The sequence below is a fragment of the Actinoplanes sp. L3-i22 genome, from assembly GCF_019704555.1.
Classification (GTDB): domain Bacteria; phylum Actinomycetota; class Actinomycetes; order Mycobacteriales; family Micromonosporaceae; genus Actinoplanes.
Genome location: NZ_AP024745.1, coordinates 1272498 through 1286104 on the forward strand (window position 1 = coordinate 1272498; position 13607 = coordinate 1286104).

At 72.2% G+C, this 13607-nt stretch carries 14 protein-coding genes and 1 tRNA gene; 10 read left to right on the forward strand and 5 right to left on the reverse strand.

Annotated features, from left to right (window positions below):
- Positions 1–27: 27 nt before the first annotated feature.
- Both L3i22_RS05890 and L3i22_RS05895 read right to left on the reverse strand, forming a co-directional pair.
- Positions 28–1134, reverse strand: a complete 1107-nt coding sequence (locus tag L3i22_RS05890) for a HAMP domain-containing sensor histidine kinase (RefSeq protein WP_255657984.1) — start codon at positions 1132–1134, stop codon at positions 28–30.
- An 8-nt stretch (positions 1135–1142) separates the two neighbouring features.
- A complete protein-coding gene (locus L3i22_RS05895) occupies positions 1143–1799 on the reverse strand; it encodes a response regulator transcription factor (RefSeq protein ID WP_221325978.1) in 657 nt (218 codons plus the stop codon).
- 124 nt (positions 1800–1923) lie between these two features.
- On the opposite strand from L3i22_RS05895, the gene L3i22_RS05900 reads away from it, so the two are divergent.
- Genes L3i22_RS05900 through L3i22_RS05915 form a run of 4 tightly spaced genes read left to right on the forward strand, consistent with a single transcriptional unit; the run spans position 1924 to position 5461 of the window.
- The gene (locus L3i22_RS05900; protein ID WP_221325979.1) at positions 1924–2508 is read left to right on the forward strand and encodes a hypothetical protein; all 585 of its coding nucleotides are present in this window, start codon (positions 1924–1926) and stop codon (positions 2506–2508) included.
- A complete protein-coding gene (locus L3i22_RS05905) occupies positions 2505–3563 on the forward strand; it encodes an efflux RND transporter periplasmic adaptor subunit (RefSeq protein ID WP_221325980.1) in 1059 nt (352 codons plus the stop codon). The genes L3i22_RS05900 and L3i22_RS05905 overlap by 4 nt, the downstream gene beginning before the upstream one ends.
- Positions 3560–4267 (forward strand): ABC transporter ATP-binding protein, encoded by a 708-nt coding sequence (locus L3i22_RS05910; protein ID WP_221325981.1) that lies wholly within the window; start codon positions 3560–3562, stop codon positions 4265–4267. Before L3i22_RS05905 ends, L3i22_RS05910 begins: the two co-directional genes overlap by 4 nt.
- Entirely contained in the window at positions 4268–5461 is a 1194-nt protein-coding gene (locus tag L3i22_RS05915) for an ABC transporter permease (protein WP_221325982.1), read from the forward strand.
- A gap of 21 nt (positions 5462–5482) precedes the next feature.
- On the opposite strand, the gene L3i22_RS05920 is transcribed toward L3i22_RS05915, so the two are convergent.
- The 3 genes from L3i22_RS05920 to L3i22_RS05930 form a co-directional block, all read right to left on the reverse strand.
- Positions 5483–5644, reverse strand: coding sequence for a hypothetical protein (locus tag L3i22_RS05920; RefSeq protein ID WP_221325983.1), 162 nt, complete (start codon positions 5642–5644; stop codon positions 5483–5485).
- Positions 5645–5714: 70 nt separating this feature from the next.
- Positions 5715–5787 (reverse strand) — tRNA-Arg (locus L3i22_RS05925).
- A gap of 13 nt (positions 5788–5800) precedes the next feature.
- Complete coding sequence (locus L3i22_RS05930) at positions 5801–6880, reverse strand: alpha/beta hydrolase (protein WP_221325984.1); 1080 nt, start codon at positions 6878–6880, stop codon at positions 5801–5803.
- A gap of 184 nt (positions 6881–7064) precedes the next feature.
- Between L3i22_RS05930 and L3i22_RS05935 the strand changes: the two genes are divergently transcribed.
- The 6 genes from L3i22_RS05935 to L3i22_RS05960 all read left to right on the forward strand — a co-directional run bounded on the left by L3i22_RS05935 (position 7065) and on the right by L3i22_RS05960 (position 13596).
- Positions 7065–7733: a single-stranded DNA-binding protein gene (locus L3i22_RS05935; RefSeq protein WP_221325985.1), complete on the forward strand. Its 669-nt coding sequence runs from the start codon at positions 7065–7067 to the stop codon at positions 7731–7733.
- 221 nt (positions 7734–7954) lie between these two features.
- The gene (locus L3i22_RS05940; RefSeq protein ID WP_221329804.1) at positions 7955–8413 is read left to right on the forward strand and encodes a hypothetical protein; all 459 of its coding nucleotides are present in this window, start codon (positions 7955–7957) and stop codon (positions 8411–8413) included.
- 34 nt (positions 8414–8447) lie between these two features.
- Positions 8448–9443, forward strand: a complete 996-nt coding sequence (locus L3i22_RS05945; RefSeq protein WP_221325986.1) for a cobalamin biosynthesis protein — start codon at positions 8448–8450, stop codon at positions 9441–9443.
- Positions 9444–9492: 49 nt separating this feature from the next.
- Positions 9493–11019 carry a cobyric acid synthase gene (locus L3i22_RS05950; protein ID WP_221325987.1) on the forward strand — a complete coding sequence of 509 codons (1527 nt, stop codon included), beginning with the start codon at positions 9493–9495 and terminating at the stop codon, positions 11017–11019.
- Between the two features lie 131 nt (positions 11020–11150).
- The gene (locus L3i22_RS05955; RefSeq protein WP_221325988.1) at positions 11151–12230 is read left to right on the forward strand and encodes a M48 family metallopeptidase; all 1080 of its coding nucleotides are present in this window, start codon (positions 11151–11153) and stop codon (positions 12228–12230) included.
- 19 nt (positions 12231–12249) lie between these two features.
- A complete protein-coding gene (locus tag L3i22_RS05960; RefSeq protein ID WP_370644522.1) occupies positions 12250–13596 on the forward strand; it encodes a dipeptidase in 1347 nt (448 codons plus the stop codon).
- Positions 13597–13607: the final 11 nt, after the last annotated feature.

Genomic DNA, 13607 nt, shown 5'->3' on the forward strand with positions numbered 1-13607 from the left:
CCGCCGGCTGGATGGTTCCCGGGCCCGCTACGGCGCGCGGGGCAGGAGCACCGCGACGTCGAGACCGCCCTCCTCACGGGCGTCGGCGCGGACCTCACCGCCGTGCGCCCGGGCGACCGCCCGCACGATGGAGAGCCCCAGGCCGGCGCCCGGTGCGGCCAGCCGCTCGCCCCGGTAGCGGTGGAACGGCTCGAACAGGCCGGGCACGTCGTACCGGGGAATGACCGGCCCGGAGTTCGAGACCCGCAGCTCGACCCAGCCGTCCGCCCGGGTGAGCGTGGTCACCCGGACCCAGCCGTGCTCGGCGACGTTGTGCCGCACACCGTTCTCCACCAGGTTCTGCACCAGGCGTTCCAGCAGCACCGGGTCGCCGAGCACGGCCGCCTCGAACGGCTCGGCGACGACCTTGACGGTCTCCGAGACGGCCACGTGGTCGACGATGTCGGCGAGATCGACGTACGACCGCTCGGTCACCTCCCGATCGGAGCGGGCCAGCAGGAGCAGCCCGTCGATCAGCCGGGTGTGCCGGTCGTTGATCGCCAGCAGGGTGGTGCCCAGCTGCCGTACCTCGGGGGAGGCCGTCTCCGGGGTCAGGGCGACCTCGAGCAGGGTGCGGTTCAGGGTCAGCGGGGTGCGTAGCTCGTGCGACGCGTTGGCGATGAACCGGCGCTGCCCGTCGAACGAGTGGTCGAGCCGGGACAGCATCAGGTCGAACGTGTCGGCGAGCCGTTTCACCTCGTCGTCGACGCCCTGCAGGCCGATCCGCTCGTGCAGGCCGCGGTCGGCGGCCGGCGACTCGGCGATCCGCCGCGCGGTCGCGGTGATCTCGTGCAGCGGCTGCAGCATCCGCCCGGTGATCATCCAGCCCAGCGCGATCGTCGCGACGCTGACCACGACCAGGGCGATCAGGCCCTGGGTGAGCAGCGCGTGCATGGTGTCGGCCCGGGTGTCCTTGATGATGGTGTTGATGGCCGGCTGCCCGTCCGGCCCGATCACCGCCTCGCTGGCCCGCTGCATGCTGCCGGCGGACATCCCGTCCCGTCCGACCAGCACGTAGGTCGCGCCGAGCAGGACCAGCCCGGCCAGCACGAACAGGCCTCCGTAGACGAGGGTGAGGCGGGCGCGCACGGTCATGTCGAGGTTCATCGGATCCGGTACCCCACTCCCGGCTCGGTCAGCACCACCGGCGGATCGCCGAGCTTGCGGCGGAGCTTGAGGATGGTCATCCGGACGGCGTGGGTGAACGGATCGGCGTTCTCGTCCCAGGCCTTCTCCAGCAGCGTCTCGGCGGAGACCGCGGTGCCGTCGGCCCGCAGCAGCTCGGCCAGCACCGCGAACTCCTTGCGGGAGAGCGGGACGTACCGCCCGTCGCGGTGCACCTCCCGCCGGTACGGATCGAGGCTGATCCCGGCCCGGCGCAGCACCGGGGGAGCGGCCGGCCGGGCCCGCCGGCCGAGCGCCGCGACCCGGGCCGACAGCTCCCGGAACGCGAACGGCTTCGGCAGGTAGTCGTCGGCGCCCAGGGCGAGCCCGGCCACCCGGTCGTCGACGCCGGCCGCCGCGGTCAGCATCAGCACCCGGATGTCGGCGTTGCGCTCGGCCAGCACCTGGCAGACCTTGTCGCCGTGCACCACCGGCACGTCCCGGTCCAGCACCACCACGTCGTAGTCGTTCACGTCGATCCGTTCCAGGGCGGAGCCGCCGTCGTAGACGACGTCGACCGCGTGCGCCTCGTGCCGCAGGCCCTGCGCCACCGCATCGGCCAGCAGCGGTTCGTCCTCGACCACCAGGATCCGCATCCGTCCATAGTCGCAAGGCCCGCTGTCAACTCGGCGTCACCGTTTTTCGTGACGCCCGGGAAACCCGCCCCCCGCTCTACTTCGGTGCGTGGCGGCCGGAGGGCTGCCGGCGAAGGAGACGACGATGAGGACCAGAACGATTCTGGCACTCGGCGTGCTGCTCGCGGCGATCACAGCGGGCTGCGCGAAGCCCGCGGCCAGTGACCCGGGCGTGGCCACCGCGCAGAGCGCCGCGCCGGGCGCGAGCCCGACCGCGAGCCGGACCGAGGACCCGGACGCCCCGCTGAAGTACTCCAAGTGCATGCGGGAGCACGGGATGACGTGGTTCCCCGATCCGAGCAACGGCCAGCTGTCCGTCCGGGTCCCGGACAGCGTCAAGAAAGAGGACTTCAACAAGGCGGAGCAGGCCTGCCGGCAGTGGGCGCCGAACGGCGAGAACGCCCCGAAGCCCAGCGCCGAGGACCTCGAGATCGCCCGGCAGATGGCCAAGTGCATGCGGGAGAACGGGGTGCCGAACTTCCCCGACCCGCAGCCCGACGGCGGGATCGCGATCGACTCGAAGATGGGCATCGACCCGAATTCACCGTCGTTCCAGGCCGCGCAGAAGAAGTGCGACAAGTACCGGCCGAAGGGGCCCGGCGGGCAGCAGGGCACCGAGACCGGTGGCGGCGAGGAGAAGAGCACCGAGACCCAGGGCGGCGGGGCATGAACCGGAGATGGACGACCGCCGCGGTGGCCGGTGGGCTGGTGGCCGCGGGCGTGACCGCGTACGTACTGCTGGGGGGTTTGCCGAAGGCGGAGGATCCGGCGCAAGCCGGCAGTGGTGACCAGCCCGCGGCGACCGCCGACGTCACGAAGGCCACCCTGGTCGACAAGGAGAGCCACGACGGATCCTTGGGGTACGGCGACACGACCGCGCTCGCCACGCGGCTCAGCGGCACGGTCACCTGGATGCCGGCGGTCGGCGCCACGGTCGCGCGCGGCAAGCCGCTGTACAAAGTGGACAGCGACCCGGTCCTGCTGCTGTACGGCTCCCTGCCGGCCTACCGCGACCTGCGCTCCGGCGACAAGGGCACCGACGTCAAGCAGCTGGAACAGAACCTGTGGGCGCTGGGCTACCGCGGCTTCACGGTCGACAGCGAGTACACCTCGTCCACCGCCGCCGCGGTCGAGGACTGGCAGGACGACCTCGGCCTGGACGAGACCGGCACGGTCGAACTGGGCCGCGTCGTCTTCCGGCCCACGGCGGTACGCGTCGACTCCCGCACCGTCGAGCCCGGCGCGGCCGCCCAGCCCGGCAGCGAGGTGATGCAGATCAGCGGCACCGGCCGGGTCGCCACGGTCAAGCTGGACGTCGCCGACCAGCGGATCGCCAAGAAGGGTGCGAAGGTCCAGGTCACCCTGCCGGACGGCAAGACGGTCGACGCGCGGATCGCCGAGGTGGCGACCACCGTCGAGCAGGCGGACAACCCGAACGAGGACGACACCACGAAGATCAACGTGACGATCGCGTTCGCCAAGGCCCCGGCCGGGCTGGACGCGGCGGCGGTGACCGTGCTCTTCGTCGCCGCCCAGCGCGCGAACGTGCTGACCGTCCCGATCAACGCGCTGCTGGCCCTCGCCGAGGGCGGCTACGGCCTGCAGGTCGTCGACGGCACCACCACCAGGATCGTGGCGGTCGAGACCGGCCTGTTCGCCGACGGCCGGGTCGAGGTGTCCGGCGGCGGGATCGCCGAGGGCATGAAAGTGGGGGTCCCGGCATGAGCTCGGTGATCGAACTGAGCGAGCCGGCCGGGGCCGCGACCGGCACCGGACCGGTCATCGAGCTGAACCGGGTGACCAAGACCTACCCCGGCGGCGTCACCGCGCTGCGCGACGTCGACCTGACCGTACGGGCCGGCGAGCTGATCGCGATCGTCGGGCCGTCCGGCTCCGGCAAGTCGACCATGCTGCACATGATCGGCACCCTGGACCGACCCACGTCCGGCACGATCCGGATCGACGGCCACGACGTGTCGGCGCTCACCGACCGGCAGCTGTCGGCACTGCGGGCCCGCTCGATCGGATTCGTCTTCCAGCAGTTCCACCTGGCACCCGGACGGGACGCGGTGGCCAACGTCGCGGACGGGCTGCTGTACTCCGGCGTACCCAAGAAAGATCGGGAACGTCTCGCCGAGGCCGCCCTGATCCGGGTCGGCCTGGGTGACCGCCTCGGGCATCGCCCGCATCAGCTCTCCGGAGGAGAGCGGCAGCGGGTCGCGGTCGCCCGCGCCGTCGCCGGCGACCCGGCGGTCCTGCTGGCCGACGAGCCCACCGGCAACCTGGACTCGGCCTCCGGCGCCGGCGTCGTCGACCTGCTGCGCGAGCTGAACGCGGCCGGCACCACCGTCCTGGTGATCACCCACGACCACGAGATCGCCGCATCGCTGCCCCGCCAGGTGCCGATGCGGGACGGGCGGGTGGTCTAGATGCCCCGCGCCCGAACCCTGCGCCCGGCCCGGCTCAGCTCCGCCGACCTGTTCCGGCTCGGCGGCTCGGGACTGCGGGCCCGGCCGCTGCGGGCGGTCCTGTCCGCGCTCGGCATCGCCATCGGCATCGCCGCGATGGTCGCCGTCGTCGGCATCGGCACCTCCAGCCAGGCCGCGCTGGACCGGGCCCTCGCCGAACTGGGCACCAACATGCTGACCGTCGCGCCGGGCAACACCATGTTCGGCGACGAGGCGACCCTGCCCGACGAGGCCCTCGGGATGATCCGGCGGATCGGGCCGGTCACCGGGGCGACCGCGACCGGCACGATCTCCGGCACCCCGGTCTACCGGTCCGACAAGATCCCGGTCGGCGAGACCGGCGGCCTGTCGCTGCTCGCGGCCCAGCTCGACCTGCTCAAGACCGTCGGCGCGACGGTCGACCACGGTGTCTGGCTGAACGCGGCGACGGCCAGGTACCCGGCCGTGGTGCTCGGCGAGACCGCCGCCCGGCGGCTCGGCGACGTGCCGTCGGTCTACATCGGTGGGCGCTGGTACCGGGTGGTCGGCGTGCTCGACAGCGTGCCGCTCGCGCCGGAACTGGACAGAGCGGTGCTGATCGGGTGGGACGCGGCGAAGACCTATCTGGACTTCGACGGGCACGCCACCACGATCTACACCCGGTCCGTGGAATCACAGGTGGAGAACGTCCGGGCGGTCCTCGCCGCCACCGCCAACCCGTCCAGCCCGGACGAGGTGAACGTCTCCAAGCCGTCCGAGGCGCTCGCACCGAAACGGGCGGCGAACAAGACGTACAACTCGCTGCTGCTCGGGCTCGGCGCGGTCGCGCTCCTGGTCGGCGGCATCGGGGTGGCCAACACCATGGTCATCTCGGTGCTCGAACGGCGGGCCGAGATCGGACTGCGGCGGTCGCTGGGGGCCACCCGGGGGAACATCCGCACCCAGTTCGTGGCCGAGTCGCTGCTGCTGTCGGCGCTCGGTGGGGCGGGTGGGGTGCTCGGCGGGTTCGTGGTGACCGCGGCGTATGCGGTGTCGCGGGACTGGCCGACGGTCGTACCGAATTGGGTGGTCCTCGGTGGTCTCGGCGCGACCGTGGTGATCGGGGCGGTGGCCGGCCTCTACCCGGCGGTGCGGGCGGCCCGGCTCGCGCCGACCGAGGCGCTCGCCGCCGCCTGACGCTGGTGGCCGGTGCCGGGCTTATCGCCCGGTGCCGGCCGCCTGCTCCTCCAGCCTGGTGACGATCGCGACCGCGTCCAGGTGGCGGTTGGCACGGCACTGGGCGCGGGCGAGGACATAACCGAGCACCGCCCCCACCGCAAGAGCAACCGCGGCGACGGCGAACAGCAGGCTGGCGATCATGCGGGTGAGAATACCGGCTGCGCTCCCCGCCGACCCGCCCTGATCTGAGGCCCAGATCAGGGGGTCGAGGCGCGCCCGGCAGGATTCGAACCTGCGACCATCGGATTAGAAGTCCGGTGCTCTATCCGCTGAGCTACGAGCGCTGGCCAGCACATACTAAGCGGTAGTGCCGGACTTGTCGTCCGCCTCGTCGGCCGCCTTCTCGACAGCCGCCTCGGCCGCTTCCAGCGCCATGGCCCGGCCGCCCTGATCCTCCGGTGCGGGCGGGATCTCGATCTCCGGCGTGCCCGGCGCCGGCAGGTACGCCTCGACCCAGCGCCCCACCTCGCGGAAGACCTCGGCGCGGACCTCCTTGCCGGACAGCGTCAGGTCGTGCTTACCGCCGTTGAACTGGGCGATCGACACCCGCGGGCCGAGCCCCGGCGCCCACCGCACGATGTGCTCCACGTCGAGAACAGAATCGGTCACGTGCACGTCGTCGTGCCACGCCTTGCCGCGGTAGGTCCGGTCCGAGCAGGCGACCAGCACGGGCGCGTCGATGCCGAGACCGGCCTGCAGCCGGCGCTGCCCGCGCCGGATGGCCGCGAGCCAGCCCATCGTGACCGGGAAGCCGAGAATCGGCTTCCACGCCAGGTCATAAGACCATTCACCCTGGTAATCCCGGTGCAAGCTCTGCCCATAGAGGCCGAGGCCGCTGGTGGGCATTTTTTTGTACGGGGTACGCCCGGTGAGCGCGATCACGACCGACATGGCCGGCCGGCGCACCGCCCAGGGCAGGTTGAAGTCGAAGAACGGGCTGTTCAAAAACAGTCCGTCGACGATGCCCTGACCGCGACGTGAGTGTGCCCACAGCGACGTGATCAGCCCGCCCGTCGAGTGCCCGGTCACCAGCAGCTGGTGGTGCCCGTCCTGCTCGCGGATGATCCGGGCCGCCTCGTCCAGCTCCGGGTAGTAGTCGGTGAGGCTGCGGGCGAAGTTCGGCGTCTGGTGCGGGAGCAGGCTGCGCCCGTACTTCCGCAGGTCGAGCGCGTAGAAATCCCAGCCCTGTTCGACGAAGAAATCCGCCATGTGGGTCTGGAAGAAATAGTCCACGAACCCGTGGACGTGCAACACCGCCCGGCGGGTCGGCTGCTCCGCGCGCCGACGGACGAGGGTGGCCACGACCGGGCCCTCGTCGTCGTTGCCCAGCTCGATGGTGTGCCGCTCATACGGCCAGCCCAGGACGTCGGTCTCCACCCGGACAGGTTACCCGTGGGTATGGGGTGGCGCGCCATATCAGATCCACCACGGTCCCGGTTCGTCGTCCACATTCCCGGCCTGTCCACAGGCAGCTCCGCGCCGCGCCGCCGGCCGGGCCAATCTCTGAGCGTCCGCCGCGCCGACATCTCGCCGGCGGGTCCTGACGACAAGGAGAGATTCAGTGTTCGACACCAACGTCACCATCGTCGGCAACGTGCTGACCAAGCCGGAGTGGCGCCGTACCCGGGAGTCCAACCAGCTCGTGGCGAACTTCCGGATCGCGTCCACGGCACGCCGGTACGACCGGGAGAACCGCTGCTGGGTGGACGGCAACACGCTGCGGATCCGGGTCTCCGCCTGGCGCCGGCTCGCCGAGGGCGTCGCCGCCTCGATCAACGTCGGTGATCCGCTCGTCGTGTTCGGCCGCATCTACACCCGGGACTGGGACGACGAGGAGGGCAACCACCGCACCGCGTACGAGATGGAGGCGCACGCGATCGGGCACGACCTAGCCCGCGGCCGGACCAGGTTCTACCGCACCCGGCCGCTCGGCACCACCGCGATCGAGGACGCCGAGTCCGAGTCGATGGTCGGCGGCGAGCAGTCCGAGCTGGTGACCGACGGCCCGATCAAGCTCGGCGACGGCCTGCCCGACCCGGTCCTGGGCGAGATGGAGCCGGACTTCCTCGAGGTGGTGGCCGGCCTGACCGGCCCGGAGGACGGGAAGCCGGACGAGGAGAAGCCGGACGAGGAGCCGCCGACCGGGCCGGCCGAGCCGACCGGCTCCGAGACCGTCGTCACCGAGGGCCGGCGCACCCGCCGGACGAGGCGGGAGCCGGTGGCCGCCTGAGACCTTCCCGATAGCCGCCACCCCGCGGGTCTCTCCCTGCGGACCCGCCGGGGTGGGCGGCGCCCGGCGGCCCGGCCGTGTCGGGGTCCGAGGCCGGGCCGCCGGTTGCGGGAACGTGAATCCCTCGATCGGGATGGGCCGATCGTGCCGCGTGTCCCGGCCGCCCGGCCGAGCGGCCCGATTGGTCTCAAGACAACCCCAACCGGCAGACTGAAGCGGTGATGCTGAAGGACATCCGTGCCATCGCCGGTGAGTCGATCGTGCTCTCGCCGGACGATCAGGACGCCGAGCTCGCCAACACGAACTGGTTCGGCGCCCCACCGCACGAACGCATGGGCATGTCGGCCGACGAGGTGGTGACCGCGTTCGAGGAGACCGCGGTCCTGCTGCGGGACCAGGTGGCCGCGTCCGGCCACCGGGGGACCGCGACGTTCTACGTGTGGCACGACGGGGAGGCCGGGCAGTTGCGCTGCTCGGCCGGCACCCGGAAGCCGAGCGACCTGGTGTTCCCGAGCGCCCACGAGGTGACCGACGACCTGCACGCCATCGTCATGGAGTTTTTGGTGGACCGCGCCCCCGGCTCGATCCAGTGGGGTGCACTGGAGCCGGTGCCGTACCCCGAGGCGGAACCGGCGGCGATGGCCGTCTGGGCGTTCGACCTGACCCCGTTCGGCCGCTGACCAGAGCTTCTGACAAGGAACGGTGAGGAGACACGTGCCGTACCGGTGGACCGCGGACGCGGCCGGGCTGATCGCCGGATACCTGCTCGACGCCGCGCTCGGCGACCCGCGCCGGTTCCACCCGGTGGCCGGCTTCGGCACCGCGGCCGGCGCCCTGGAACGCCGGCTCTACCAGCCACGACGCCGGTCCGGGGCGGTGTTCACCGCGGTGGCGGTCGGCGTGCCGGTGCTCGCCGGCCTGGCCGCCGCGCGGGCCACCCGGCCCGTGCCGGCCGCGCGGTTCGCGCTCACCACCGCCGCGACCTGGACCGTGCTGGGCGGCCGGACCCTCCGCAAGGAGTCCCGGACGATGGCCCGTCACCTGGAGTCCGGCGACCTCGCGGCGGCCCGCGGGCGGCTCAACCACCTGTGCGGGCGGGACCCGGCGGCGCTGGACGAGCCGGAGCTCGCCCGGGCGACGGTCGAATCGGTCGCCGAGAACACCTCCGACGCGGTCGTCGCCCCGCTGCTGTGGGGGGCCGTGCTCGGGCCGGCCGGGCTGCTCGGCTACCGGGCGGCCAACACGCTGGACGCGATGGTCGGGCATCGGTCGGCGCGGTACGCGCGGTTCGGGACGGCCTCGGCCCGGCTCGACGACCTGCTCAACCTGGTGCCGTCGAGGCTGACCGGGCTGCTGACGATCGCGGTGTCGCCGATCGCCGGTGGATCGCCCCGGGAGACGTGGCGGGTGTGGCGGCGGGATCGCGGGGATCATCCGTCGCCGAACTCGGGGCAGTGCGAGGCGGCGATGGCCGGGGCGCTCGGGGTGCGCCTCGGCGGACGAAACGTCTATTTCGGACGTAGTGAGACGCGGCCGTTCCTCGGGGACGGGCCGCGGCCGAAGGCTGTGCATCTGAAGCGGGCGGCCCGGGTTTCCGGGGCGGTCGGGGCGGTGGCGGTGCTGGTGGCGGCCGGGGGTGCGCTGGTCCGGGGTGGACTGGGCGCGGTGCTGCAGCGGGCCGGCGCCGACGGAAAGGGCGTTTCGCGATGATCAGGTGGTGGCGGCGGGGGCGGGGGCGGGGCCCGAAGGGCCGCAGACCATGACCGGCGGCCTCCTGGTGGCGGGAACCACATCGGACGCCGGCAAGAGCATCCTCACCGCCGGAATCTGCCGCTGGCTGCACCGCGAAGGCGTCCGGGTAGCCCCCTTCAAAGCCCAGAACATGTCCAACAACTCCGTGGTCGTCCTCGCCCCGGACGGCCGCGGCGGCGAGATCGGCCGGGCCCAGGCGATGCAGGCCGAAGCCGCCGGCCTGGCCCCGGACCTGCGCTTCAACCCGGTCCTGCTGAAGCCCGGCAGCGACCGCTCGAGCCAGGTCGTCCTGCTCGGCGAGGCGGTCGACACGGTCACCGCCGGCAACTACCGGCAGCTGCGCCCGAAGCTCGCCGAGGTCGCCTGGGCCGCGCTGGCCGAGCTGCGCGCCGAGTACGACGCGGTGATCTGCGAGGGCGCCGGCAGCCCCGCCGAGATCAACCTGCGGGAGGGCGATTTCGTCAACATGGGTCTGGCCCGGCGGTTCCGGTTGCCGGCGATCGTGGTCGGCGACATCGACCGCGGCGGTGTCTTCGCGGCGTTCTTCGGCACGCTGGCGCTGCTCTCGGCGGAGGACCAGGCGCTGGTCGCCGGTTTCGTGACGAACAAGTTCCGCGGCGATCTGGGCCTGCTCCGGCCGGGCAACGACATGATCACCGCGGTCACCGGCCGGCCGGTGCTCGGCGTGCTGCCGTTCCACCGGGACATCTGGCTGGACGCCGAGGACTCCCTGGCGTACGGGACGACGCTGGGCCGCCCGGGCCCGCCCCGGGGCCGGGACTGGCTGCGGGTCGCGGTGATCCGCCTGCCGCGGATCTCGAACGCGACGGACGCCGAGGCGCTCGCCGCCGAGCCGGGTGTGCGGGTGCATCTGACCGTCGAGCCCGGTGACGTCGCCGACGCGGACCTGGTGATGCTGCCGGGTTCCAAGGCCACCGTCAGCGACCTGGCCTGGCTGCGCGGGACCGGGCTGGCGGACGCGGTCCGGGCGCACGCCGCGGCCGGAAAGCCGCTGGTCGGCGTGTGTGGTGGCTTCCAGATGCTGGCCGAGAGCATCGACGACGAGGTGGAGAGCGGGCACGGCGTGGTGCCGGGGCTCGGCCTGCTGCCGGTCGGCATCACCTTCGCGGCCCGCAAGACCCTGGCGCACGCCGAGGGCGCCGGGCTGGGCGCGCCGGTGCGCGGCTACGAGATTCATCATGGGTACGTCGCCACCGGCGCCCCGCAACCGTTGTTGCACTACGCCGACGGCCGCCCGGAGGGCGCCGTGGCCGGCAACGTCTACGGCACGCACTGGCACGGCGCGTTCGAGTCGGACGAGTTCCGTCGCCGCTTCCTGACCGCGGCCGCCGCGCAGGCGGGCCGGCACGGGTTCACGGTCGCGCCGGACACCCGCTACGCCACGATCCGCGAGCGTGCCCTGGACGTGCTGGGCGATCTGGTGGCCGAGCACCTGGACACCGTGGCGCTCCGGCGGCTGGTGGAAAACGGCCCGCCACCAGGAATGTCGTTCGTCCCCCCGGGTGCCCCGTAGGGGTCCGACCCTGACGACAGCGTTGCACTCCGGGCGTACGTTGGGTCCGGCGCGGCTGAAGGCCGTACCCAAATGGGGTTTGAAAGCCGTGCCGAAACGACCGCCGTACCCAAAAAGACGGGGTGGGATCCATGACGACCGATGACGAGAACCGGCCGGTACGCCGCCGCGTCACGCTGACCGGGATCAGCTCGCGGGCCTGGGAGCATCCGGCCGACCGGGGCGCGCTCTCCGCCTTGCGCGAGTTGCGTGGCTTCGACGACGTGGTGAAGACGTTCTTCGGGATGTGGAACGAGCGTGGTTTCCGGCTGAGCTACCTGGCCGGCTCGATCCGCGTCGACCACCGGCAGTACCCGCGGGTCTACCAGCGCTTCACCGAGGCGGCCAGCACGCTGGACATCGCCGATCTGCCCGAGCTCTACGTGACCCAGTCGCCGATCATCAACGGTTCGGCGATCGGTCTGGACAAGCCGTTCATCGTGATCACCACGGGTGCGGTGGAGAAGCTCGACGACGACGAGCTGCGGGCCGTGCTCGGGCACGAGCTGGGCCACGTGCGCAGCGGCCACGCCGTCTACAAGACCATCATGATGATCCTGACCAGCTGGGCGGCGAACATCAGCTGGATCCCGGTCGGCGCGATCGCGCTGCGGGCGATCATCGCCGGGATGCTGGAGTGGTGGCGCAAGGCGGAGCTCTCCGCCGACCGGGCCGGTCTGCTCGCCGGGCAGGACCCGGCGGCCTCGCTACGGCTGCTGATGAAGCTGGCCGGCGGCGGCGACTTGTCGCAGATCGACACCACCGCGTTCCTGGAGCAGGCCGCGGAGTACGAGGGCGGCGGCGACATCCGGGACAGCATCCACAAGCTGGGGATGACCGCCTGGAGCACCCACCCGTTCCCGGTCGCCCGCGCTGCCGAGCTGCGCAAGTGGGTCGATTCCGGGGCGTACGCGGCGATTCTCGGCGGCGACTACCCGCACCGCGACTCGGACGGCGACTCGTCGGTCACCGAGGACGTCAAGGCGGCCGCCAAGTCGTACAAGGAAGATTTCGCGAATTCGCAGGATCCGCTGGTCGGACTGCTGCGCAAGGTCGGCGACGGCGCGACGGACATGGCCGGCGCGGCGGCCGGCCGGGCGATGAACTGGGCGAGCGACGCCCGCCGGCGGGCCCGCGGCGACGGCAACGGCGGCGAGGGCGAAGCGAGCTGATTACGATCGGGCGATGAGCCTGACTGAATCCGAGCTGCGCGACACGATCGCGCGGGAGATGCCCGGTGTCCGCGCCGACCTGGAACGGCTGGTGCGGATCCCGGGCATCGCTTTCGAGGGTTTCGACCATTCGCACGTGGAGCGCTCCGCCGAGGCGGTCGCCGAGCTGCTGCGGGGCTGCGGCCTCGACACGCAGATCGTGCGGCACGGCGGCCAGCCCGCGGTGATCGGCCGCCGGCCCGCCCCGCCCGGCGCCCCGACGGTGCTGCTCTACGCGCACCACGACGTGCAGCCGGCCGGCGATCCCGGGCTGTGGGCCAGCGAGCCGTTCGAGCCGGTCGAGCGGGACGGCCGGCTCTACGGCCGGGGCGCCGCCGACGACAAGGCCGGCGTGATGGCGCACGTCGCGGCGCTGCGGGCGTTCGGTGACCAGCTGCCGGTCGGCGTCGTCGTCTTCGTCGAGGGCGAGGAGGAGTACGGCTCGGACTCCCTCGACGAGATCATCCAGGCGCACCTGGAGGAGCTGCGGTCCGACGTGATCGTGATCGCCGACTCGGCGAACTGGGACATCGGCCGGCCCGCGCTGACCACCTCGCTGCGCGGCCTGGTCAACCTGTTCGTCGAGGTCAAGGTGCTGCGGAGTGCCGTGCACAGCGGCATGTTCGGCGGCGCCGTGCCGGACGCGCTGATGACCCTGTCCCGGCTGCTCACCTCGCTGCACGACGACGACGGCGAGGTCGCGGTCGGTGGGCTGGTCGGCCGCGAGGGCGCGAGCGTCGACTACCCGGAGGACCGGTTCCGCCACGAGGCCGGCATGCTCGACGGCGTGTCGATGCTCGGCCGCGGCACGATCACCGACCGGGTCTGGACCAAGCCGTCGATCTCGGTGCTCGGCATCGACGCGCCGCGCACGCTGGAGGCCGCCAACGCCTTGCAGGCGACGGCAAAAGCAAAAATTGGCGTACGGGTGGCGCCGGGCGACGACCCCAAGTCGGTGTACGCCGCCGTCAAGTCCCACCTGGAGAAGCACGTCCCCTGGGGCGCGCACGTCGAGGTGACCCTGGAGAGCGACGGCGACCCCTGCGTGATCGACGCGACCGGCCCCGGTTACGACGCCGCGCGGGCCGCGTTCCGCTCGGCGTGGGACGGGGCCGAACCGGTCGACATGGGCATCGGTGGATCGATTCCGTTCATCGCCACCTTCCAAGAGCTGTTCCCCGGTGCGACGATCCTCGTCACCGGTGTCGAAGACCCGCAGTCCGCGGCCCACGGGCCGAACGAGAGCCTGCACCTGGGCGAGTTCGAGCGGGTCTGCGTCGCGGAGGCGCTGCTGCTCAAGAACGTTGCGGAGACCCTGACGAAGTGAAGTAGGACGGA